Source organism: Agarivorans sp. 1_MG-2023, assembly GCF_030548385.1.
Classification (GTDB): domain Bacteria; phylum Pseudomonadota; class Gammaproteobacteria; order Enterobacterales; family Celerinatantimonadaceae; genus Agarivorans.
In genome coordinates this window covers 157,896-180,529 of the sequence record NZ_JAUOSJ010000007.1, presented here as the reverse complement: position 1 = coordinate 180,529, position 22,634 = coordinate 157,896, and the positions used below count along the sequence as shown (strand labels likewise).

Sequence of the window (22,634 nt, the reverse complement as noted above, 5' to 3'; positions counted from 1 at the left end):
TGGCCTCTTATTCAACACTAATCGAGGTTTGCTGAACGATAAATCAGATGACTCCCCTAACTCTATAAACACTCGAATTCACTCAGAGTGTTTTCAGGCATAAAGCGTTTGTAACACTCTTTTTTTATTTGAGGCTGATTAGCACTTAAACGCTGTAAACCGTTCTTAAAACCTTCTACATCACCACATGGTACCAAATAATCAACTAACCCAGCGTAAACTAAGATTTCTCTTGGGCCCGAAGGGCAGTCCATGGCTAAAAGAGGCGTTTTAAGCATTAGAGCCTCAACAAGTACTAAAGGAGCCCCTTCTCTTTTAGAGCTAAGTAATAATGCTTTAGCATTCTTTATATAGGGATATGGATTAGTTTTATATCCAGCAAAAATCACTTGTTTTTCAATACCAAGATTTTTCACATACGTTTTTAGCTTCGCTTCAAGCGGGCCTTTACCGATAAGAACTAATTTTTCGTTAACTCCGCTTTGCGCAAAAGCGGATAACAACTGATGATGGCCTTTTCTATCTTCCAATGCGGCAACGCAAACGAAATAATCACCTTCCAACGTAATCTCTTCTAAATCAGCCTCTCGGTTAATTGAATTGTAATCAATTGGATTCCATAACACCTTATTACTTGCCGGGGTGACCCCAATAGATTCAATACTTTTAGCCGCTCCTTCTGACACACAAAGAAGATGCTTACCGTTATATCGGCGCTTCGTCTTAGCTAGGTGTTTAGATTTACACGCAGAGTAATCTCCATGCAGCCAAAAATACTGATTAGCGTGGCTTAGGTGAGCACCAACTTTGTCGCTTGAACAACAAATCAACACGTCTATTTGCTGTTTATCTAATTCTCTTTGTACACGTAATGCTTGCCACTTTTGAATAAGGGTATTATCAAAAGCTTTGGTAAAGGGAGTAATGATGTCTAATACGGTTACGTCAAGGTTGTCTGGTATCTTGTGTTCTATTTTGTTTCGTAATAGCCACACTTGTACGTCGTTACCGCGACTAGCTAAACCGCTAGCAACGGTGAGCAATACCTTCTCTGCACCACCGCCATAAAGATCATCAATGATAAATACAAAGCTTTTAGTTGTCATATTGCCCTAAATTAAAAAGAGTAACCTACACGCAGCTGAAGCATGTCGTAGTCACGTAAGTTCGATTCACCAGGAGGGCGAGATAAGTTATCATCCGCATCATTGGATGTAGAACGATATTCACCGCTTAGTGACCAGCGCGGGCTAAACTCATAGCGTAAATAGCCGCCATACAACAAACCAAATGCAGTGTGATAACGATTACTCATTTGCCCTCCTGCATACGCCCCAAAGTAAAGCTGATCAAACAAACGATAACGAGCGTCAACGGCCTTTAAGTACCAGTAAGAGTTTTGCGCTTCAAAATTAGATAAGTCACCAATAAAACCTGCTCCAAGACCTAATTGGAAGTTATCAGAAAACACACCATGAACTTCAACAGCTACGTCACTGGCGAGTACTTTTTCAGTATTGTTATCAACGCCAACCTCCTGCACACCTAAACCTAGATTAACCGAAGGGATAAACTGGGTTTCCTTCAGCGATAGCGGCTCAGCATAAGCACTGCCAGCAAAAATGAATGTTATAAGTGCGAACAACCTACAAATGATATTGTGCATATACTCTTCCATAAGAATCTTTCGACGTATCACGACCAGCCAAGAAACCAGCAGCTACGTTGTTGCCAAATAAGCTAAAGCTATACATCATATCCAGCTCAAAACCAGGGCTGTAGTCAGAATAATAACTATCGTTTTGAATGTAACGTAAAGTGGTAAATAATTGTTCTTGATTGCTTAGCATGCGCTCGTATTTAAACGAAAATGCGTTAGCACCAACGCCTTCATTAATGTCTTTGCGGTTGCCACCCCCCCAATGCCCCATTACGTTGCCATTATTGGTAAAACCATTCTGATACATCCAATGGTTATACCATTGAGATTGCCAGCTATTCCATTCAATCCTTAGCGAAGATTGCTCGGTTAACAATGGTAAATAAACGCCCGCTCCCATGGTGATATTACCGAGTTGATAATCTAATCCGTTTGCCGTGTCCTCGCCACCATACTCAAAATACACACTCATTGGTTGGCCAATATCAATGTTAAAGCGGCTTTGGATACTCATGAGTTGATTACCCCACGCATCTTCGTTGGCTTCACTTTGAACACACGTTGGGCATACTAAGGCTTCGAGAATGTCTGACCAAGAACGATCAACGCCATCACCGCCATATTGAAGATTACGAGTTATACCTATTTGCCACCAATCCACCGGCATAAGAGACAGTTGAAAGCTCAAAAGCTCCGGTCTATCTTGGCGACACTCCCCTTTAACACGTATACAATCAACTTCTTCCAATTTGCTGTAAAACAATTCGTACTGGAAACGCCAAGGTGTAAGCGGCTCGGAATTACTTAAGGTGATAGACGGAGAAACCTGAGCATGGGTGCTCATTAGCATAGACGAATCGTTAAAAGGCGAGTACCAATGCTCTCGCATGCCTACGTCTAACTGCATCCAATCAAAGCCTAAGGCGACAAAGGTTTCAGTCGGATTTAATTGATTTGCTTGAGTGTAATGAACGCCTAATGAAGCCGCAGCCCAATCAGTGGCACGCCAATGACCACGTATACTTGCTTGAAGATTATCTTCAACTTTCTGACCTCGAGCGTTGGCTAAACTTTGCTCGCCATTACCTAAAGAAAGCTCTACATTCGCATCGGTAAGCGCCCAATCTTGCTCGTAACGCTTCAAATAAGTATCAATGCGCGCATATAAGCTAGGGTAAGCCTCCGTTATTTGTTCTGCGTAATAACGAATTTGATTGACCGGATAAGGTCTTTTTAAACCTGGGGCGGAAGTAATAGTGACTAATTTTTCAATATCAGATTCAATGCCTGCATTTTGATTTAGAGGCAAATACAACGATACTTGCGCATAACTACTAAAGCCAACAAATAACAAGCTTAGCCAAGCTAACGTTGGTAGCCTTAATCGTGTAAATATGAGAAGCAAGAGGAAATTCCTTTTAAATTAAGCCTATAAGAATCGTTTACTGAAGTGAAAAGCCGAAGCAATCACTTTATCCATGTCGTAGTATTTGTATTCTGCCAAACGGCCACCGAAATGAACAGCTTCAGTGCCTTTACTCAATTGGCGGTAGCGTTTATACAATTGCATGTTTTTATCATCGTTCACTGGGTAGTAGCGCTCCAAACCCTCGCGCCATTCCAGTGGTGATTCTTCTGAAATCACTGTGTGTTTAGTATTTGTATCCAACGCAAAGTGTTTATGCTCAATAACCCGAGTATAAGCAACCTCTTTATCAATATAATTAACCACTGCGTTACCCTGGTAATTATCTTGCTCCAAGCGCTGAGTGTTAAAGTGCAAAGAACGGTAGTCTAATTTACCAAAACAAAAATCATAATAAGCATCAATGGGGCCGGTATATACCACCTCTTTTGCAAGTGCTTGATAGTGAGCTTTCTGCTTCAAGAAATCAGTATTCATTTCTACATCAATCCCAGCTAAAAGACCTTCGATTAAGGGGTTATACCCATCTACAGGTATCCCTTGATAAGTATCGTTGAAGTAGTTGTTGTCAAAAGTAAAACGCAGAGGAAGTCGCTTAATGATAAAGGCGGGTAAGTCTTTACAATCGCGCCCCCACTGCTTCTCTGTATACTCTTTAATTAGCAGTTCATAGATATCTTTGCCAACCAACGCAATGGCTTGTTGTTCAAGATTTTGCGGTTCACCTTTCACACCCCTTCGCTGCTCTTCAATTATGTCCAATGCTTGTTTAGGTGTTTTAACCCCCCAAATCTGAGCAAAGGTATTCATATTGAAGGGTAAGTTATAAAGCTTTCCTTTTGACAGCGCTAACGGCGAATTAGTAAAACGATTGAAATCCACAAAACCATTAACAAAATCCCATACTTCTTTATTACTGGTATGAAATATGTGGGCACCATATTTGTGCACTTTGATTCCATCGTTGTCTTCACAATAAATGTTGCCCCCTAGATGATGACGTTTTTCAACGACCAGTACATTTAAGCCTTGTTGCTTAGCTTTGTAGGCTGTGACCGCACCAAATAAGCCTGAACCAACAACCAATAAATCATACGCCATAAACTAAATACCTCGAACAAACGGTTTATCATTCAGGGTAATAGTTGGCACTTCTAGGTAGGACAGCGAGCGCTCTTTCAATAACCACACGTCCAGCAAACGCTCAGCAATAAATCCATATACTCGCTGTTGGTAAGAAGAGCGAGATTTTAAATCTAATCGCTCTTCCAACGAAAACAAAATAGGAAATAACCAAGAGCAATAACTATGAAAAACTTCTTTGGTTGCTATTAGCATATTAAATCCATGAAATTCTCCAGAGGCCATAACTTGATCAAAAAAGTAAGCTCCTTCTGGTTTGCCCTTAGAAATGATTTCACGCACCAGTAATAAATCGTCTAGATAATGATCCTTTCTATAGCTAAGCAATACGCTAGAAGAAAGCTTCATAGGAGAAGGTAAAATAAGGTCGTATTCACCAGAGAGCTTGTGAGACCAATCGCTTTCAGAATACACCTGATGCTTCAAAGCATACTTGAGCAAGCCTTTACGCTTTTTTTTTGCAAAAAAGCGCCGATAATGGGAAATACCGACTATCTCATCTTGCCCATGTTTCCAAATAGCATACAAAGCAGTCAACTCGCAAAAATAAGGGTTTTTTTCCGCAATATTCTTTTGAAAGCTGGCTTCATGAGCGACTTTCTCCCTCATGGAGCTACCAACATAGATAGGTTTGTATCCGCTCTCACTAGGCAATTGAAAAGCCTTGTGTGAAACAACATACATAGTCATACACATTCCCTTGTTTGTTTTTCGGGTGCTGCTAGCGCCAATCTAAAATCACTTTACCACTTTGTCCTGAGCGCATTGCGTCAAAACCTTGTTGAAAATCATCAACAGAGTAGTGGTGAGTAATAATGGGGCTTAAATCGAGGCCAGATTGTACCAAAGATGCCATTTTATACCATGTTTCAAACATCTCTCTGCCATAAATACCTTTAATCACAAGGCCTTTAAAGATTACTTGGCTCCAATCAATGCCCATGTCGCTAGGGGGAATACCCAACATGGCTACTTTACCGCCATGGTTCATTAGCTCGAGCATTGAGCTAAAGGCACTGGGCACACCAGACATTTCAAGACCTACATCAAAACCTTCAGTCATTTTAAGCTCAGCCATGGTGTCATTAAGTGATTGCTTAGCCACGTTCACTACTCGAGTTGCGCCCATTTTTTTGGCTAACTCCAAACGGTAATCATTCACATCGGTGACAACCACATGACGCGCGCCCACATGCTTACAAATGGCTGCTGCCATTACGCCAATTGGCCCTGCACCTGTAATCAATACATCTTCGCCCACTAAGTCGAAGGACAAAGCACTATGTACTGCGTTACCAAAAGGGTCAAAAATAGCCGCTAAATCATCACTGATTTCATCTGGTAACTTAAAAGCATTTACTGCAGGTATCACTAAGTATTCAGAAAAACAGCCGGTGCGATTAACACCCACACCGACGGTATTGCGGCATAGGTGAGTACGCCCACCGCGGCAGTTTCGGCAATGGCCACAGGTAATGTGCCCTTCACCCGAAACACGGTCACCAATAGCAAAACCTCTAACTTCTTGGCCTATTTCAACTACTTCACCAGCATATTCATGACCCACCACCATTGGCACAGGAATGGTTTTTTGTGACCACTCATCCCAATTATAAATATGTACGTCGGTGCCACAAATCGCTGTTTTATTAATTTTAATCAGTAAGTCGTTATGACCGAGCTCTGGCATCTCAACTTGAGCCATCCAAATGCCTGGCTCTGCTTTGGTTTTCGCTAAAGCCTTAATGCTCATGCTATTACTCCAAGCTCTTTACCTACCTCGGTAAAGGCTTTAACCGCATGGGCTAATTGTTCGGGCGTATGTGCCGCAGAAATTTGCGTACGAATACGCGCTTGACCTTTAGGTACCACTGGGAAGGAAAAACCAATCACATAAATACCACGTTCTAGTAATTTGTCAGCAAAGGTGCTGGCCAGTTTGGCATCGCCTAACATCACTGGAATAATCGCATGATCAGCGCCCGCAAGGGTAAACCCTGCTTTGCTCATTTCGGTTCTAAAGTAGCTAACATTATCCCAAAGCTGCTTACGCAGAGCATCACCTTCAGCAAGTAATTCCAACACTTTTAAAGACGCACTCACAATCGAAGGTGCTAAGGAGTTTGAAAACAAATACGGGCGCGAGCGCTGACGCAACCAATCTATCACCTCTTTTTTGGCAGACGTAAAACCACCCGAAGCGCCACCCATAGCTTTACCTAAAGTTCCGGTAATAATGTCGACTCTATCCATCACTTGGTGATACTCATGGGTACCGCGACCTTGCTCACCCACAAAGCCCACAGCGTGGGAATCATCTACCATCACCATCGCATTGTACTTATCCGCTAAGTCACAAATGCCGGGGAGCTTGGCAATGACCCCATCCATTGAAAATACACCATCGGTGGCGATAAGTTTAAAACGTACACCTGCTGCATCGGCTTCTTTTAAACATTGCTCTAACTCAGCAAGGTTGTTGTTGGCATATCTAAAGCGTTTCGCTTTACATAAGCGAACACCGTCGATAATAGATGCGTGATTTAAGGCATCGGAGATAATGGCATCTTCAGGGCCCAGCAAGGTTTCGAATAAACCCGCATTGGCATCAAAGCATGAAGAGTAAAGAATGGTGTCTTGCATACCCAGAAATTCGCTCAAGCCTTGCTCTAAGCGCTTGTGAATATCTTGAGTACCACAAATAAAACGCACTGAAGCAGCGCCAAAGCCGTGGCTGTCTAGGCCATCTTTGGCTGCTTGAATAAGCGCTGGAGAATTGGCTAAACCTAGATAGTTATTGGCACAAAAGTTAACTACTTGGCCTTGGTCAACCGCAATAGAAGCTTGCTGTTGCGAACTAATGACCCGTTCACTTTTATATAAACCGTCATCTTTAACTTGCTGCAGTTGCTGTGAAATGAATGCTGAGAAAGCGGCTGTCATACCAAACCCTATTTAAATCCAGAAAATTAGCTGAATTATAGTGCTTTATTTGGCAAATACAGCCTTTAATCTCAATTAAAAACTATTCGCTGCGTTCAGCACATTTTACGTAGTGATCATACAAGCGCTGATAGATACTCATAGACTCTTCGGTAAAGTAAGGCCTTAAGGTAAACAGTATTTTTAGTACTCCTTGGTAGAGCCGAGGCTTAGTAATTTCGCCCCCCTTTAACTGCGCACTTTGATAGCCGATCCACGCACCAATAATGAACTTAACGCTGTCTGCCAACTCAGCCATAATCGCGTCATCACCACTAATAAAGCGGCTGTCTTTTAACTGCAGCAAAATATCTCGACTCCAGTTAGACAATTCTAGCTGCATGTTTTGGTACTGTGTCTCTAGCTCAGGGTCTCGCGCCAGTAACTCCAATAAGTTGGCGTACATAAAGCGAAAACGCCACATTAATTCGAAACTGGCGTCTAAATATTGGGTTAAATGATCAAGGCTCAGTAGCTGGTCGGCATGCGGCCGAAAGCTGTTTTCTAATTGCTCTACATACAATTGAAAAATACTGCGGATAATCTCTTGCTTGTTACCGAAGTGGTAATACAAATTGCCAGGGCTAATGCCTAGCTCAGCCGCGATATGATTAGTAGTAATTTGGCGTTCGCCACGTTCATTGAAGAGCTGTAAAGAAGTGTGAATGATTTTATCTTTAGTTTTCATTTGGCTAAAAAGTTCTCCGTTATACTACTGTGATACCTGTAAACGCTGCCAAAATCCAGTTTTTCTTCGCTAGCTTCTGCTGTTGAGGCAATTGCTATTCCCCTCGCCACAGCATAAAATCCTTAGATTAACGGCAATTTTTGGAATGGTAGTATTATGATTATCGTAACAGGTGGGGCGGGCTTCATTGGCGCCAATATTGTAAAGAGCTTAAACGAGCAAGGTCATAACGACATTATTGTGGTTGACGACCTAAAAGACGGCACCAAGTTTGTTAATCTTGTCGACTTAGAGATTGCCGACTACCTCGACAAAGACGATTTTATTGCGCGTGTGGTATCAGGTGAAGACATTGGCGCTGAATATGGCCAAAAAATTGAAGCCATTTTCCATGAAGGTGCGTGCTCTGCCACTACCGAGTGGGACGGTAAATACATGATGGAAAACAACTATGAGTACTCAAAAGAGTTACTTCATTATTGTTTAGATCGCCGTATTCCTTTCTTATACGCCTCTTCTGCAGCCACTTACGGCGATACCGATACCTTTATTGAAGAAAAGCAGTACGAAGGACCGCTAAACGTTTACGGCTACTCAAAACTACAATTTGATAACTACGTTCGCCGTTTATTACCAGAGATTGAATCGCAAGTCGTTGGTTTCCGTTACTTCAATGTATATGGTCCACGTGAGCAGCACAAAGGCAGCATGGCGAGCGTTGCTTTCCACTTAAACAACCAAGTAAACGACGGACAAAATCCAAAATTGTTTGAAGGTTACGACGGCTACGGCAATGGCGGACAAAGTCGTGATTTCGTTTATGTTGGTGATGTTGTAAAAGTAAACCTTTGGTTCTGGAAAAATCCTGAACAAAGCGGCATTTTCAACTTAGGTACAGGCCAAGCAGAACCCTTCCGATCAGTAGCTGAAGCGGTGATTAATTATCATCAGAAAGGTGAGATTGAATACATTCCTTTCCCTGATCACTTAAAAGGTCGCTACCAAAGCTTCACTCAAGCCAATATTGATAAGCTGCGTGCCGCAGGTTACCCAGATGCCTTTAAAGATGTAGCGCAAGGCGTTGCCGAATACATGAAGTGGCTAAACAAGTAGTTCTCAAAACCAATGGGAGCAACAGGCTCCCTTTTATTTAGGTAAACGATGAAGATTTTGGTGGTGGGCCCCTCTTGGGTGGGCGACATGGTGATGTCGCAAAGCTTGTACAAAGCACTTAAGCAACTGCATCCGCAAGCTCAACTTGATGTACTCGCCCCAGATTGGTGTCGTCCAATGTTAGAGCGCATGCCGGAGGTAGATAACGCTCTGCGTATGCCACTTGGTCATGGCGACTTACAATTAGCGGTTCGCTGGAAGCTGGCCAAACAACTCAAGCAAAGCCACTATGACTGGGCAATCACCCAGCCGAACTCACTTAAAGCTGCATTAATCCCTTGGTTTGCTGGTATAAAACAACGCACTGGTTGGAAAGGCGAAAGCCGTTATGGCTTGCTTAATGATTTACGCAGCAACAAGCAGGCTTTCCCGTTAATGGTAGAGCGCTATGTTTCGCTAGCTCATCCAAAAAGCAACATGACCTCAGCAGAAGCCCTACCAGGTTATGGCCACCCAGCACTAGCCGCAAACATCAACAATCAACAACAAGCGCTAGCACAGCTAAAGCTTAACACTCAACAGCCAATACTCGCCCTATGCCCCGGCGCTGAATTTGGCCCAGCCAAACGCTGGCCAGAACAACACTACGCTAAAGTAGCTGCCCATTGGATTGAACAATGCCAAGGGCAGGCATGGATCTTTGGGTCAGACAAAGACCAAACGGTAGGTGAGCAAATCATTGAGCATTTACCAAAAGCCTTACAAAGCCATTGCCACAACCTTGCAGGTAAAACCAAACTAGCGGAAGCCATTGACCTAATGGCCTTAGCAAAGTTAGCAATCAGTAATGATTCAGGATTAATGCATATTGCCGCGGCACTGCAACTTCCCTTAATCGCTGTTTATGGTTCTTCGTCACCACAATATACGCCGCCACTTACCGATAAGGCTGAGATTTTACATACCGATATTGAGTGCAGGCCATGCTTTAAGAAAACGTGTCAGTTTGGCCACTTAAAATGTTTAACGGAGCTAGCTCCCGAACGAGCGATCAGTGCAATGAAAAATCTCATAGACTAACCTTGCCAACGGCGCTTACGTTTAAACCAGCTTGATTGGGGTAACACCCTAACTAAAAGAGCTATCAATCGGTGCTTCAACCGAAAGAGTTGGCGGTTTTGAACTAACGAAACAGTAAAGAAGTCTTCCTCTAAACACAGGTTGGCGTAGTGTTTTTTCTCTTCCAAACTAAAATCTAGTTCTTCAACATGGTGAGTTACCATTTTAGAAGTTACAAAGGTATTAAATCTATAATTGCACTTCGGATATAAAGTGCGAAATGTTTTGCTGGGGTGGACTGGCATGTTTTCGTTTATGAAAAGAATATGCTGCTTATCATCCATTAAGTAATTACAAACCGTTTTTTCTGGATGCTCTCCATAATCAACTAGAGAAGGGTTATCTCTTAAATACTCACTGCTAATAATGGCAAAATCTAAACCTACGCTCCAAGTATTTGAGATCCATTCGGAACTAGACCAAACAGACCCTTCCTTTTCCATTTTTGAACAGTATTTCGTAATTAACGAGTCGTCTAATAGCCAAGTATCCGCTTCCAGAATAACCGTATAATCACTTTCAATTGGAATACAAGGAATCGCAGCTCGCAGTAACTGGCTATTTCCTTTTAAGTGCCCAGCGTTCTCTTCTAGGCAAATATGGCTATCAACCAGATTTTCTAATGCTGTTGGTACAGTAAATCCTGACTTTTTCCCATTGCTGACTAAAACAATATGATAATGGTTTTGTTTCCAAAGCCCTTTAATCACCTTCAAGCAGCACTCTAAATCATCTATGCGATTAAACACTCTTACAACTACAGTAATTTGCTTCATAAAAAAATAAGCTTCAATCCATAAGGTCTTTAAGGTGAGATAACACCATATCAACTGAAAGTAGTTTCATACAGTTATTGTGTTTGCATTGCTTAAATCTAGGAGTAAAAGAGCATGGCGAGCAATCTAAATTTAAACTCGCTATTTTTACCTCATTAGTCTCACAAGAATATGGACCAGTTTCATTTGAGTCACTAGGACCAAAAAGCGCTAAAGTTGGAGCACCCGCTGCTGCCGCTATATGGGATGGCCCTGTATCGGTGGTAATCACTACACGCGCCAAGCCCAATACACCAATTAGCTCTGCAATGTTTGTCGCCCCAACTAAATTATGAAGCTTAGCGTGCTTTATAGAAGTCAATGGAAGCAAAGAGCCCGCTTCTTCTCTGGTGCCCACTAGCACTATATGGGTCGATGGCAGCAAACTTTTCGCAAGGCTCAACCAGCAATCAATTGGCCAAGAGCGATAACTTCGATAATCTTGCTTGTCTGAATGACTATTGGCGGCATGCAGCACAACAAATGAGTCGGGTAAAGCGAACTTTTTCTTGAGAAGAGTAGCAGGCGCCCCAATAAGCCTAGGCTTAGCAGCCAAGTATTTGAATTCAGTTCCAGCTAAGACAGAAAGCATGTTGTCTACAGCGTGTGGCCCTAAAACCTGCCCTGCTTTTACCTCTGTAACAGTAAGTTTTTTTCTGGCGGAAATAGCGTTATACAAGGAAGAAAATCGCTTCGAATGCTCAAGATTAATCAACAAGTCGTATGGCTGCTTTCTTGAGTGTGCTACAACACTCCTTTTCTCTTTGCTTAACCAAATAGGAAGTTTTCGCCTATTCAATACAAAGACTTTGCTGATAATAGGATCTTCTTTAAATAAGCCCACGGCCAAAGAAGTGCCTAACCAATCAACCGAAAGGGCTTGTTTAAACTGGGTATGCAAGGCATCAACAATCGCTGTAGCGAAAACAGTATCACCTAATGCTCCAGCTCGAATAATCATAACTTTCACGTGCTTTCACTTTTGGAAGTAACATCACCTACAATATTACCAGCTTCAAAGTAAACTACTAACCTTTAGCAAGTTTTAGGTGCTAAACTCAGCCTATTAACCACTCACTTTATTTTATTTTGATTCTCTTTATCCTCTACCAGCTTTTACTTTTCGCCTTTCTTCCAATTGCTATGTACAAGCTCTACTGGCCAAAAGCGGGCAAACCTAATGTAGGTAAACGCTGGGTTGAGCATTTTGGTTTTGGTAAAAAAGTTAGCAATGTCGACCTGTGGTTCCATGCCGTTTCTGTCGGGGAAGTCATTGCCGCTACACCGTTAATTAAACAACTGAAACAACAACACCCAGCGTTACATATTCTTGTTACCACCACCACTGCAACGGGTGCGGAGCAAGTTTCCGCTAAGCTAGGTGAGCTAATAACTCATCGCTACGCGCCTTTTGATTTATGGCCATGCATCAAGCTTTTTATCCACAAAAATCAGCCTAAAAAGCTCTGGGTTATGGAAACCGAGCTTTGGCCGAACTGGCTAAGCGTGTGTCAGCAACATCGTATTCCGGTGTCATTAGTCAATGCACGCATGTCGGAGCGCTCTTGCAAACGCTATTTACGTTTTTCAGGTTTTAGTCAGCGCTTGTTCGCGAAACTTAGTTTGGTATTAGCCCAACACCAAGATGATGCCCAGCGCTTTAATCAATTGGGCGTTGCGGCTGCAAATCTGCAAGTCAGTGGCTCTATCAAGTATGACTTACCTGCTACTGACTCCCTAATACAGCAAGCGGCTGATACTCGCAAAAGCTTATTCGCTGAGCGTTTAGTATGGATAGCGGCTAGTACCCATAAGGGTGAAGACGAGCTTGTTCTCGACGTGATGCAACAAGTTCGCAAGCAATTGCCCGATAGTTTGCTCATTTTAGTGCCTCGCCACCCAGAACGCTTTGATCAAGTGGCAGAGCTAATCGCAGCCCGAGAGCTATCTTTCGCTCGACGTAGCCTGCAGCAAGTCCCCAATTCTAATCAAACAGTGTATTTAGCCGACACCATGGGTGAAATGATGCTGATGTATGGTTGTGCTGATACAGCATTTATTGGTGGCTCACTAGTAAAAATAGGCGGCCACAATTACTTGGAAGCCGCAGCCATGTGCTTGCCTTGTGTGGCAGGTGAATATGACTTCAATTTCTCTGATATCAGCCAACAACTACAAGCTTGTGGCGCCTTAAAACTAAGCGCTGACAACGAACAGCTGGCCAATTGGATTAAAGCATGGCTCAGTGATGAAAACGCTCGAAAAAAAGCGGGAGAGGCAGGCCTTGGCATTGTTAAACAAAACCAAGGAGCGTTAGCGCGTAGTTTAGATGCCTTGCTTAATCATTAAAGCGCTTGTTTATAAGCTGCTAGCAGGTGCTGCCAATCAGACTCTAACCAATGGCAATAGCCCGGCTTAGCCTGCTCTTTCTCCAATGAGCGATAAAAGCGAGCAATGTTAGCCTGTTGCCATTTTTTACGCGGCCGGCACAGTCGACCATTATCAAAATCGATTAACCATACCTTTTGCTGATCATCGACCATAATATTACGCAGATTGAGATCGGCGTGATAAACCCCAGAGCGATGAAACAATGCAATGGTCTCGCCTATTTTTTGCCATAAGCTTAATGGTAAACGTCGCTCACTCAGCATCTGCGCTAAATCTCTTGCACCACTAATCCGCTCAAGAATAAGATCGGCCTGAAAAGTTAAGCCAGTGCGCTTTACTCTACCCGCAACAGGCACCGGAGCAGGCAACTCCAGCGCTTGTAATTTCATCAGCAAGGCAAATTCTTTCCACACTCGGCTTCTATGCAAGCTGGAATAAAAATAACGATCGTTGCTCAGCTTAGAGACTAAACCACCACGGTGGTAATGGCGCAGTACAAACTCTCGATGCTCAAAACGGAAAAACAAGGTTTTACCTCTACCAATTGCTTGGCCCACTACCGCTCTATTTTGCTGCCAATGGCGCGCTTCAAAATAAGCATCGCTTACTTGTTGCCACACGGTAGAGTTATAGAATAGCCAGCCGTCGGGAGTTTTTTGTTTTTCAATCTGCATAGTTTTCGCTTGTGAAACAAATCCCAACAATTTTACATCGCGCACCGCAAAAAGCATAATACTTAAGAAAATCCGCCACTTTTAGCAAAATGACAACAAACCAGCCTGCCTTGAAAATTTGCATCCTGCGCTTATCCGCCATTGGGGATGTATGTAATGCGCTTGCAGTAGTGCAGCAGCTTCAACAAGCTCTTCCACAGGTAGAAGTAACCTGGATCTGCGGCAAAGCTGAGGCACAACTACTCGCACTGTATAGCGACATTACAGTTGTGGTTTACGACAAAAAACAAGGCCTGAAAGGTTTACTCGCGTTAAGGCGACAACTAGCGAATCAGCAATTTGATATCTTATGGCACATGCAAGCAGCACTAAGATCCAGTTTGGTGAGTTGCTGTATCAAGGCCAAAAGGCGTATTGGTTTTGATAAAAGCCGAGCTAAAGACGGCCAATGGTTGTTCACCAACGAAAAAGTCTTACCCGCCAGCTCCCCTCATGTATTGGATGGCTTCTTGCAGTTTCTTTCGCAGCTAGATATTGCTCCCAAGCCAGTGCATTGGCAGGTTCCTTTGAGCAAGCAAGATATTGAGTTCGCTCAAGACTTACTTAACATTCAAGGTAACGATAAAGGTAAACATATACTTATATGTGCAGCAGCCAGTAAATCCTATAAAAATTGGACTCTTGAAGGTTATGTAGGTATTGCCCAACACGCCCTACAGCAAGGCTTTCAAGTCAGCTTAATTGGTAGCCCTACTAAAAGTGAAGTGGCACTTGCCGAACACATTAATCAAGCCTGTAATCAACAACTCAATAACCTGTGTGGGCAAACCTCATTAAGTCAACTTTGGGCCCTTATCGCGCAGGCAGATCTGCTAATATCTCCAGATACTGGACCGGCACATATGGCGGTAGCGGTGAACACCCCCGTGTTAGGTTTGTATGCCCATCATAACCCGCAACGCACTGGACCTTATCATTATCGGCACTATGTGGTGAGTGTATGGCAGCAACTTATCGAGCAAGAGCAGGGTAAGGCCGCCGATCAACTTAATTGGCGTAGCCGATTAAAAGACCCAAACGCCATGCAACATATTACGCTCGATGCCGTTATCGAGATGTTTGAGACGATTAAACAAGAGCAACAGTTATGAGCGTAAACAAAACCAGCATTAGCGCTATTATCATCACTAAAAATGAACAAGACAGCCTTAAAGATTGCTTAGAAAGCCTAAGTTGGGTTGACCAAATAGTCGTGGTGGATTCTGGCAGTACCGATGGCACCTTAGAGCTCGCTAAACAATATACTCAAGACGTATATAGCAATACTGAGTGGCCAGGTTTTGGCAAACAAAAACAATTAGCGCAGAGCTACGCCACCAGTGATTGGATTCTTGCGGTAGATGCCGATGAGCGCATCGACCACACCTTGCGTGAAAATATCGAACAAATGCTAGAAAACCCACCTGCCGATACCGTGTTTAACCTTAACGAATTGACCTGGGTATTTGGCCGTTTTCTTAAACATTCCGGGTGGTATTACCGCCACGTGCGCTTATACCCGCGTGAACTCACCACTTACAACGACAACCTAGTGCATGAATCCGTCATTGTGCCAGAGGGTACGCAAGTGGCTGAGTTAGATGGCGATATCCTGCACTTCTCCTATCGCAACATTGAGCACTACCTAGTGAAGTCAGCCGGCTACGCCAAGGCTTGGGCCGACCAACGAGAGGCGCGAGGTAAACGTGTTACCTTAGGCCAAGGAGTGTTACATGCCATTGGCTGTTTTGCCAAAATGTACTTACTCAAACGTGGCTTTTTAGATGGTAAGGCAGGCTTTTTGATCGCTGTATTATCAGCCCATTCTACCTTTGTAAAATACGCTGATTTATGGGCGAGGCAACACGATAGTCATTACCGAAAGTAACTTATTCTAGGCCCAGTTCGGCCAAAAGTTCAGCGGCGTTAATCGCCGCTAAATCACTTAGGTTCACTGCGTGCTCTCCTAAACAGCCGTATTGGGCAATATTAGTTACCGTAAATAAGCCCACACAATGCGCGCCTGCTGAACTGGCTAAATGCAAAGGACCAGTATCACCACAGAAAAACAAGGGAACTTGTTGTAAAAAAGCAGCAAGTTTTCTCAAATCGCCATTTGAATAAGTAAAGTCAGCATCTGTTAGTGGCTTCACTACATCCGGGCTGAGAATTTCGATAACATTAACTTGATTGCCATAATGTTGCTTAAACTTGTCCAAAAGAGTTTGCCAATCTTGATCGGCAATTACCTTCGCACCACGTGCGCCCCTAAAATAAGCTAGGCAAGGTTTACTATTATCTTCACCTATCAACTCAACTAGCTGGTCTCGCGCTTGCTGTTGTTCCACATCGCTTAACACTAAGCGAGCATAATAATCACTAGGCTCAGCGTCGTGCAGCTGCTCTAGCAACTCCATACAACTTAACGCAAAGTGGGAATATCGACCTTGATACTTGAACGTATGACTACATACTGCAGCATCCGCACGCCCATAAAAAGCAACTACGTTTTTACTTTCAATCATTGAGGCGACAATTCGATCACTTGAGCCTCCATAAGGCAATAAAATCAAATCGTAGGGCTTTTTTCTTAGCGCTTTTATTGAACTAAAGAATGCAGGTATGGTTCTCAAACCAAACTGAGAAAAGTGAATCTGACTAAGCCCTAAATTCTCAAAAATTGAACCTTGCCAAGGATCACTTAAAATTAACTCAACTTCTGCGCTAGGATACAAAGATTTCACTTGATTGACGAACGGCAGTAAGAAAAACATATTACCAATTCGCTTATTATTGCGAATAATTAGAACTCGTTTAACCTCTGCAGGTTTCAACAGCGTTGAACTACGGCCTTTTTGTCCGCCAAGTAATTTTAGAAACCATACCTCTAGACCAATAGACTTTTCCCGGCGTTTACCGTCAAACTGGCGTAACGCGGTGCGAATTTTTTTAGTTATGCTCATCGATTTATTCTACCGGATCATTAGCGTGTAGCTTTTGCCACCAAAGATTAATTTTCACTGCTGAATCACTCACATTAATTAAACTCATGTCTTCTTGAGTTAGCTCACCAGCAGGTGGAGAAAATGAAATATGCCGACCAGCACTATTAAGTGGTTGCCAGCGCAACGGTGTGGCGCTGCGTCTACTAGGGAAAAAACCTACCGTGGGTACATCTAACGCACCTGCGATATGCAGTGGACCCGTGGAGCCAGCAATAAACATATCTGCGCAAGCCAATACTTCACAAAAGGTAGTGAGGCCTTCTTCAGAAAAGTACAGCTGATGTGAGACTTCGGCTTTTGCCAATTGATTCACCAAATCTTGCGCTGCTACCAACTCTCCGGGGCCAGCGGTAATCACAAAGTGTAGGTCTAAATTAAGCTTAGCTAAGCAATCAATTAAGCTAAAATACTGCTCCACGCTTAAATTATTGGCTGAGCCGCCACTGCCAATGTGTACCATCACCATAGGCTGCGAGCCGGTAAATTCGCTATTTTTACGCGCCTCTGTCTGTGCGGGCGAAAAAGACAAGAAAGGGGCGTCTAAGGCTTTAGCGTCGATTTGGTGTTTCGCTAAAAAAGCCTTGGCTAAATCGAGATTATACTCAAATTCAGGTTTACGTGATTGAGAGCGGCGCTGTTTTACTCGCTGAGTAAATAAGAACTGAGCCAACTTAGTGGCGGGTGCGCAACGGTGCTTAATACCCGCTCGTGCACCTAGCCAAGCATTGCGCATAGTCGAGAATAAACACAAGTAACCATCAAACTGCTGCTGTTTAACCTGCTGTAACAAGCTTGCTTGAGCCTGGCCATCAGCCTCTGCTCCACAGTCAATGATCACCTTATCGATCCAGGGACATAACTCTGCCAAAGGTGCCGTATAACTAGGCACCAAAGCACTAATTTCGCAATTGGGTAGAGAGTTTTTCAGTAAAGCGAAACTGGGCCATGCCAACATGAAGTCGCCTATTTTATCGTTCCGCACTACCAACAGTTTTTGCATTTTTTTACCCTAATGACCAAGCTTGCGCATTGTGACCAATCTTGCAGGTATGCTCAAGAATTTTCCCCAATCGATTGAGCGGGTTATAATCCAGCTAACATTAATTTTTGGCAAATACTCATGACAACTCGGGTTATCTATCCTGGCACCTTTGATCCTGTAACCAATGGCCATAGTGATTTAATTAAGCGCGCTGCAAAAATGTTCGACAAAGTGATTGTGGCAGTGGCCGCCAGCCCTAGCAAACAACCACTGTTTAGTTTAGAAGAACGGGTAGCGTTGTTGGAACAAACCGTAACCAAAGCAAATAATGTTGAAGTGATTGGTTTTACTGGCTTATTGGTTGATTTAGCCAAAAAACAAGATGCGAACGTATTGCTGCGTGGCTTGCGTACCGGCTCAGATTTTGAGTATGAAATGCAACTAGCAGATATGAACCGCCAGTTAGACCCAAACCTAGAAAGCGTATTTTTAACCCCAGGCGAAGGAGTTTCGTTTATTTCATCGAGCTTGATTAAAGAAGTAGCTAAACACGGTGGCGATATTGAACGCTTTGTATCACCACAAGTTGCTCAAGCTGTCAGCGCTAAACTTGCTGCGAGTTAACGCTGGCAATGCGGACAATAAAAGGTATTACGCTGACCAATGCGTAGTGCCTTAATTAACTCTCCACAACTATCACAAGCCTCGCCCTCACGGCCATATACCGCCAATGTCTGCTTAAAATAACCGGGCTTACCGTCAGCGTTGGTAAAATCTTTTAAACTCGTCCCACCTTGCTCAATCGCCTCGGCTAATACTTGCTTAATGTTGTCGGTGAGCAACTCTAAACGCACTTTACTGACTTTGTTGGCAGCGCGTTTTGGATGAATACCGGTTCTAAACAATGCTTCGTTGGCGTAGATATTCCCTACACCCACCACCACTTTGTTATCCATAATAAACTGCTTAACCGCTACGCTACGTTTAGCCGCGTGCACAGCCAAATGCTCAAAAGTAAATTCATCGGTTAAAGGCTCTGGCCCTAAATTAACCAACAAATTATGCTGCTCGATAGGCAACTGGCTAAACAATACACAGCCAAAGCGGCGAGGGTCGTTCAAACGAAGCGCTTTACCACTGGCCAATACAATATCAACATGATCGTGTTTTTCAGCGACCAAACCGCTATCTACAATGCGCAAGCTACCAGACATACCAAGGTGAATAATAATGTGGCCAGCTTGAGTTTCAATCAGCAAGTATTTAGCGCGGCGTGTTACCGCCAATACTTTCAAGCCTACACAGCACTGGATAAGCTCAGGCACCGGCCAACGCAATTTAGCTTGGCGCACAATGATCTCACTAATAACCTGCTGCTCGATATGCGGGGCAATGCCGCGTCGGCTGGTTTCAACCTCGGGTAACTCAGGCATGTTTATAAACTCGTAGTAGGAAAAAGGGCGTGGTAGCTGTCTTCGTCAAGGCTCAATAGTTGGCCTTGCCAATTAGTCAGCCAACGTTGGTGGCCTAACTCAAATAAGGTTAACTCGATAGGAGCAGCCGAATTGGCAAGGTAAATATGTACGCCTTGGCTACTCGCGGCGCCACCTAAGGCGTTTTGCCATGGCTCTAGGGTGATATGTAACCAAGCATCTATCACCGCAATAGAGCGCTCTGTAGGCGGCTCACTACGCCATTGGGTGCCCACTCGCTCAATCACCAACTCTGGCAGCTCTATGCGAAGTATGGTCGCGCCTTGAGGCAATAGCTGGCCAGCAAGTTGCTGTTCAGACTCCGATTGCTGATTGTTTAACTCTACGTACTTAAAAATCAAAATCATTGAGGCAACAGCAAATATTATGATGTTGTTCCAGCCACGGCGGCTCATTTTCATCGCACATCTCCCTTTCTCACTTCATCATAAGCGCGAAGTAATTGTTGAGTAAAGGGCAAGCAAGCCTGCAAAGCACTAAAAAAAGGCCAAAAAAAAGCCCAGCCTAAGCTGAGCTTTTTTACATAAGAGCCAAAATCTATTTGATTTTGCCTTCTTTGTACATAACGTGCTGACGAACAACAGGATCAAATTTTTTGATTTCCATTTTCTCAGGCATGTTACGTTTGTTCTTATCAGTGGTGTAGAAGTGACCAGTGCCAGCTGATGAGTTCAAACGAATTTTCTCGCGAATACCTTTAGCCATTATTTAGCTCCTTATACCTTCTCACCACGACCACGCATCTCAGCTAAAATAGCGTCGATACCTTTCTTGTCGATGATGCGCATACCTTTAGTAGATACGCGTAATTTAACAAAACGCTTCTCAGTCTCTACCCAAAAACGGTGAGATTGTAGATTAGGCAAAAAACGACGACGAGTGCGGTTTTTTGCGTGCGATACGTTGTTACCAACAGCTGGTTTTTTACCAGTAACTTGGCATACTCTAGACATGTCAGTCTTCTCCAAATATGTACTTCTGCTCGAGCATCTGTTCATGCCCCGTTAGGCCGTCGCCCGGGACGACAGAAAGGCCGCATTTTATACAGGAAATAGAACCCTAGATCAACTAAAAATTGAACAAAGATCAGATCCAACCGCGCTCGGCGAAAGACACAGTCTCTCCACAGCCGACCACTACATGGTCTAAAACTCGAACATCGATTAGCTCTAAAGCCTTGATTAATTTAGTAGTTATTTGCTTATCGGCCAAACTTGGTTCGGCCACACCCGAGGGATGATTATGGGCAAATATTACTGCAGCGGCATTTTTTTCTAATACCCGCTGTACCACCACCCGTGGATAAACACTGGCGGCATCAATCGTTCCGAAAAATAGCGGCGCGAATTGTAACACCCGATGCTGATTATCCAAAAGCAATATCGCAAATACTTCACGTTGATGGTGAGATAATTCCATAGAAAGGTAGTTTTTTGCCGATTCAGCAGTATTCAGCACACTATTTTCACTAATCTCGGCCAACAAATACCGCCGACTCATTTCTATGCTGGCATGTAATTGCGCATATTTTGCACTACCCATACCGCGTTCGGCACAAAACTGCTGTTGATCAGCTGCTAATACTTTTCTTAAGGAGCCAAATTGAGTGAGTAAATGCTGCGCCAAACTCACTGCATCTAATCCCACACACCCTACGCGCAAAAAAATCGCCAGTAATTCAGCATCACTTAAACTCTCTGCACCTTGGTTTAATAGCTTTTCTCTAGGACGTTGTTCGGCGGGCCAATCACTTATTGCCATAAAATAGTAATAACAGATGAATCAGTAAAAATAAGCGTAGTCGAAACTGCCACCTTGTGTATGCGGAGATCTTAAGTTTTGTGATAGGCTTGCCGATATCAAACGGTGATTAATATTTCGGTATCAGCATGTTAACGGGAAAGAAGATCCTGCTCGCCATAACCGGCGGTATTGCAGCGTATAAAATGCCAGAGCTTGTGCGTCGCTTAAAAGAGCAGGGCGCAGAAGTAAAAGTGGTAATGACTAACCACGCCACCAGCTTTATTACTCCGTTAACCTTGCAAGCGGTATCTGGCGAACCGGTGGGGCAAGAAGTGGTAGACCCCGCTCAAGAAGCCTCAATGGGTCATATAGCCTATGCCAAATGGCCAGATTTAGTATTGATGGCGCCCGCCACGGCAAATAGCATTGCCAAATTTAGTCATGGTTTAGCCGACGATTTAGTCAGTACATTGCTCCTTGCTACAGATGCCCCGATTGTGATTGCTCCAGCAATGAATCAACAAATGTATCAAGCGATGGCGACCCAAGCCAATTTAAGCCTTCTCAAGCAACGCGGCGTGCCCATTTGGGGCCCAGCTCAAGGCGAGCAAGCTTGTGGTGATGTAGGCCCAGGGAGAATGCTAGAGCCCGCTCAGTTATTGGCGAACGTACAAGCCATGTTTGCTCCCAAAGCACCTCCAGTGCTAAATGGCGTCAATGTAATGATTACTGCTGGCCCAACTCGCGAAGCCATTGACCCAGTGCGCTACATTAGCAATCACAGCTCGGGTAAAATGGGCTTTGCTTTAGCCGAAGCCGCCAAACAACTCGGTGCCAGTGTAACCTTGGTATCTGGTCCAGTTAATCTTGCTACGCCACAGGGCGTAGAGAAAGTGGCAGTCAATACCGCACAAGAAATGCTAGACGCAACACTTGAACACGCTGCCCAATGTGACATTTTCATCGCCTGTGCAGCGGTCGCCGACTACCGCGTTGCTGACGTGGCCGAGCAAAAAATCAAGAAAACCGATGAAAGCGACGAGATGCAATTACGTTTGGTGAAAAACCCAGATATTGTGGCCACCATTGCACGTTTAGCCAAAAAACCTTTCACGGTAGGTTTTGCGGCAGAAACCCAAAATGTTAGCCACTATGCACAAGATAAAATGGCGCGAAAGAATTTAGATATGATCGCCGCCAATGACGTATCAAAACCTGAACAAGGTTTTAATAGTGAACAAAATGCCCTAACGGTATTTTGGCCAACCGGCCATCAGCAATTAGACCTCGCTGATAAATCGGCACTGGCACAACAATTACTGGCACTGGTTGCCAAGCAGTACGCTGCACAATAATCAAAA

At 43.8% G+C, this 22,634-nt stretch carries 25 protein-coding genes; 7 read left to right on the top strand and 18 right to left on the bottom strand.

From position 1 onward, the window contains the following. Window positions 1–62: 62 nt before the first annotated feature. From Q4592_RS12305 to Q4592_RS12270, 8 genes are all read right to left on the bottom strand, one after another. On the bottom strand, window positions 63–1,106 hold the full coding sequence (locus Q4592_RS12305) for a glycosyltransferase (protein ID WP_303513373.1): 1,044 nt from the start codon (window positions 1,104–1,106) through the stop codon (window positions 63–65). 11 nt (window positions 1,107–1,117) lie between these two features. Then, a complete protein-coding gene (locus Q4592_RS12300) occupies window positions 1,118–1,666 on the bottom strand; it encodes an outer membrane beta-barrel protein (RefSeq protein WP_303513371.1) in 549 nt (182 codons plus the stop codon). Beyond that, entirely contained in the window at window positions 1,647–3,065 is a 1,419-nt protein-coding gene (locus Q4592_RS12295; protein WP_303513368.1) for a capsule assembly Wzi family protein, read from the bottom strand. Before Q4592_RS12295 ends, Q4592_RS12300 begins: the two co-directional genes overlap by 20 nt. A gap of 24 nt (window positions 3,066–3,089) precedes the next feature. Beyond that, a complete protein-coding gene (gene glf, locus Q4592_RS12290; protein WP_303513367.1) occupies window positions 3,090–4,187 on the bottom strand; it encodes a UDP-galactopyranose mutase in 1,098 nt (365 codons plus the stop codon). Window positions 4,188–4,190: 3 nt separating this feature from the next. Further along, window positions 4,191–4,919 carry a DUF4422 domain-containing protein gene (locus Q4592_RS12285; protein ID WP_303513364.1) on the bottom strand — a complete coding sequence of 243 codons (729 nt, stop codon included), beginning with the start codon at window positions 4,917–4,919 and terminating at the stop codon, window positions 4,191–4,193. A 31-nt stretch (window positions 4,920–4,950) separates the two neighbouring features. Then, on the bottom strand, window positions 4,951–5,976 hold the full coding sequence (tdh, locus tag Q4592_RS12280) for an L-threonine 3-dehydrogenase (RefSeq protein WP_303513628.1): 1,026 nt from the start codon (window positions 5,974–5,976) through the stop codon (window positions 4,951–4,953). 2 nt (window positions 5,977–5,978) lie between these two features. Beyond that, complete coding sequence (locus Q4592_RS12275; protein WP_303513362.1) at window positions 5,979–7,172, bottom strand: glycine C-acetyltransferase; 1,194 nt, start codon at window positions 7,170–7,172, stop codon at window positions 5,979–5,981. An 82-nt stretch (window positions 7,173–7,254) separates the two neighbouring features. After that, window positions 7,255–7,899 (bottom strand): TetR/AcrR family transcriptional regulator, encoded by a 645-nt coding sequence (locus tag Q4592_RS12270; protein ID WP_303513359.1) that lies wholly within the window; start codon window positions 7,897–7,899, stop codon window positions 7,255–7,257. A gap of 156 nt (window positions 7,900–8,055) precedes the next feature. Here Q4592_RS12270 and rfaD point away from each other — a divergent pair, with 156 nt between their 5' ends. Both rfaD and waaF read left to right on the top strand, forming a co-directional pair. Then, the gene (rfaD, locus tag Q4592_RS12265; protein ID WP_303513357.1) at window positions 8,056–9,012 is read left to right on the top strand and encodes an ADP-glyceromanno-heptose 6-epimerase; all 957 of its coding nucleotides are present in this window, start codon (window positions 8,056–8,058) and stop codon (window positions 9,010–9,012) included. Window positions 9,013–9,060: 48 nt separating this feature from the next. After that, a complete protein-coding gene (waaF, locus tag Q4592_RS12260) occupies window positions 9,061–10,092 on the top strand; it encodes a lipopolysaccharide heptosyltransferase II (protein WP_303513355.1) in 1,032 nt (343 codons plus the stop codon). On the opposite strand, the gene Q4592_RS12255 is transcribed toward waaF, so the two are convergent. Beyond that, window positions 10,089–10,907, bottom strand: coding sequence for a glycosyltransferase family 2 protein (locus Q4592_RS12255; protein WP_303513352.1), 819 nt, complete (start codon window positions 10,905–10,907; stop codon window positions 10,089–10,091). The genes waaF and Q4592_RS12255 overlap by 4 nt on opposite strands. A gap of 13 nt (window positions 10,908–10,920) precedes the next feature. Further along, window positions 10,921–11,907, bottom strand: coding sequence for a glycosyltransferase family 9 protein (locus Q4592_RS12250; RefSeq protein ID WP_303513624.1), 987 nt, complete (start codon window positions 11,905–11,907; stop codon window positions 10,921–10,923). Window positions 11,908–12,035: 128 nt separating this feature from the next. Here Q4592_RS12250 and waaA point away from each other — a divergent pair, with 128 nt between their 5' ends. Further along, window positions 12,036–13,295, top strand: a complete 1,260-nt coding sequence (waaA, locus tag Q4592_RS12245) for a lipid IV(A) 3-deoxy-D-manno-octulosonic acid transferase (RefSeq protein WP_303513350.1) — start codon at window positions 12,036–12,038, stop codon at window positions 13,293–13,295. On the opposite strand, the gene Q4592_RS12240 is transcribed toward waaA, so the two are convergent. Further along, on the bottom strand, window positions 13,292–14,011 hold the full coding sequence (locus Q4592_RS12240; protein WP_303513347.1) for a 3-deoxy-D-manno-octulosonic acid kinase: 720 nt from the start codon (window positions 14,009–14,011) through the stop codon (window positions 13,292–13,294). The genes waaA and Q4592_RS12240 overlap by 4 nt on opposite strands. Before the next feature lie 110 nt (window positions 14,012–14,121). On the opposite strand from Q4592_RS12240, the gene Q4592_RS12235 reads away from it, so the two are divergent. Both Q4592_RS12235 and Q4592_RS12230 read left to right on the top strand, forming a co-directional pair. Further along, window positions 14,122–15,162, top strand: a complete 1,041-nt coding sequence (locus Q4592_RS12235; protein WP_303513344.1) for a glycosyltransferase family 9 protein — start codon at window positions 14,122–14,124, stop codon at window positions 15,160–15,162. Then, on the top strand, window positions 15,159–15,938 hold the full coding sequence (locus tag Q4592_RS12230) for a glycosyltransferase family 2 protein (RefSeq protein ID WP_303513342.1): 780 nt from the start codon (window positions 15,159–15,161) through the stop codon (window positions 15,936–15,938). Before Q4592_RS12235 ends, Q4592_RS12230 begins: the two co-directional genes overlap by 4 nt. Before the next feature lies 1 nt (window position 15,939). Here the strand turns inward: Q4592_RS12230 and Q4592_RS12225 are convergent, their stop codons facing one another. Together Q4592_RS12225 and Q4592_RS12220 are read right to left on the bottom strand one after the other, a co-directional pair. Beyond that, window positions 15,940–17,013, bottom strand: coding sequence for a glycosyltransferase family 9 protein (locus tag Q4592_RS12225; protein ID WP_303513339.1), 1,074 nt, complete (start codon window positions 17,011–17,013; stop codon window positions 15,940–15,942). 4 nt (window positions 17,014–17,017) lie between these two features. Beyond that, window positions 17,018–18,055: a glycosyltransferase family 9 protein gene (locus Q4592_RS12220; RefSeq protein ID WP_303513336.1), complete on the bottom strand. Its 1,038-nt coding sequence runs from the start codon at window positions 18,053–18,055 to the stop codon at window positions 17,018–17,020. A gap of 120 nt (window positions 18,056–18,175) precedes the next feature. Between Q4592_RS12220 and coaD the strand changes: the two genes are divergently transcribed. Then, window positions 18,176–18,661: a pantetheine-phosphate adenylyltransferase gene (coaD, locus tag Q4592_RS12215; RefSeq protein ID WP_137674400.1), complete on the top strand. Its 486-nt coding sequence runs from the start codon at window positions 18,176–18,178 to the stop codon at window positions 18,659–18,661. On the opposite strand, the gene mutM is transcribed toward coaD, so the two are convergent. The 5 genes from mutM to radC all read right to left on the bottom strand — a co-directional run bounded on the left by mutM (window position 18,658) and on the right by radC (window position 21,291). After that, window positions 18,658–19,470 carry a bifunctional DNA-formamidopyrimidine glycosylase/DNA-(apurinic or apyrimidinic site) lyase gene (gene mutM / locus Q4592_RS12210; RefSeq protein ID WP_303513334.1) on the bottom strand — a complete coding sequence of 271 codons (813 nt, stop codon included), beginning with the start codon at window positions 19,468–19,470 and terminating at the stop codon, window positions 18,658–18,660. The genes coaD and mutM overlap by 4 nt on opposite strands. Window positions 19,471–19,472: 2 nt before the next feature. Continuing rightward, a complete protein-coding gene (locus Q4592_RS12205) occupies window positions 19,473–19,931 on the bottom strand; it encodes a hypothetical protein (RefSeq protein ID WP_303513331.1) in 459 nt (152 codons plus the stop codon). Window positions 19,932–20,067: 136 nt separating this feature from the next. Further along, window positions 20,068–20,223 (bottom strand): 50S ribosomal protein L33, encoded by a 156-nt coding sequence (gene rpmG / locus Q4592_RS12200; RefSeq protein ID WP_343212515.1) that lies wholly within the window; start codon window positions 20,221–20,223, stop codon window positions 20,068–20,070. A 23-nt stretch (window positions 20,224–20,246) separates the two neighbouring features. Further along, complete coding sequence (rpmB, locus tag Q4592_RS12195) at window positions 20,247–20,483, bottom strand: 50S ribosomal protein L28 (protein ID WP_137675396.1); 237 nt, start codon at window positions 20,481–20,483, stop codon at window positions 20,247–20,249. Window positions 20,484–20,616: 133 nt separating this feature from the next. Next, window positions 20,617–21,291: a DNA repair protein RadC gene (gene radC, locus Q4592_RS12190; RefSeq protein WP_137675395.1), complete on the bottom strand. Its 675-nt coding sequence runs from the start codon at window positions 21,289–21,291 to the stop codon at window positions 20,617–20,619. Between the two features lie 128 nt (window positions 21,292–21,419). Here radC and coaBC point away from each other — a divergent pair, with 128 nt between their 5' ends. Next, window positions 21,420–22,628: a bifunctional phosphopantothenoylcysteine decarboxylase/phosphopantothenate--cysteine ligase CoaBC gene (gene coaBC, locus Q4592_RS12185; RefSeq protein WP_303513327.1), complete on the top strand. Its 1,209-nt coding sequence runs from the start codon at window positions 21,420–21,422 to the stop codon at window positions 22,626–22,628. Window positions 22,629–22,634: the final 6 nt, after the last annotated feature.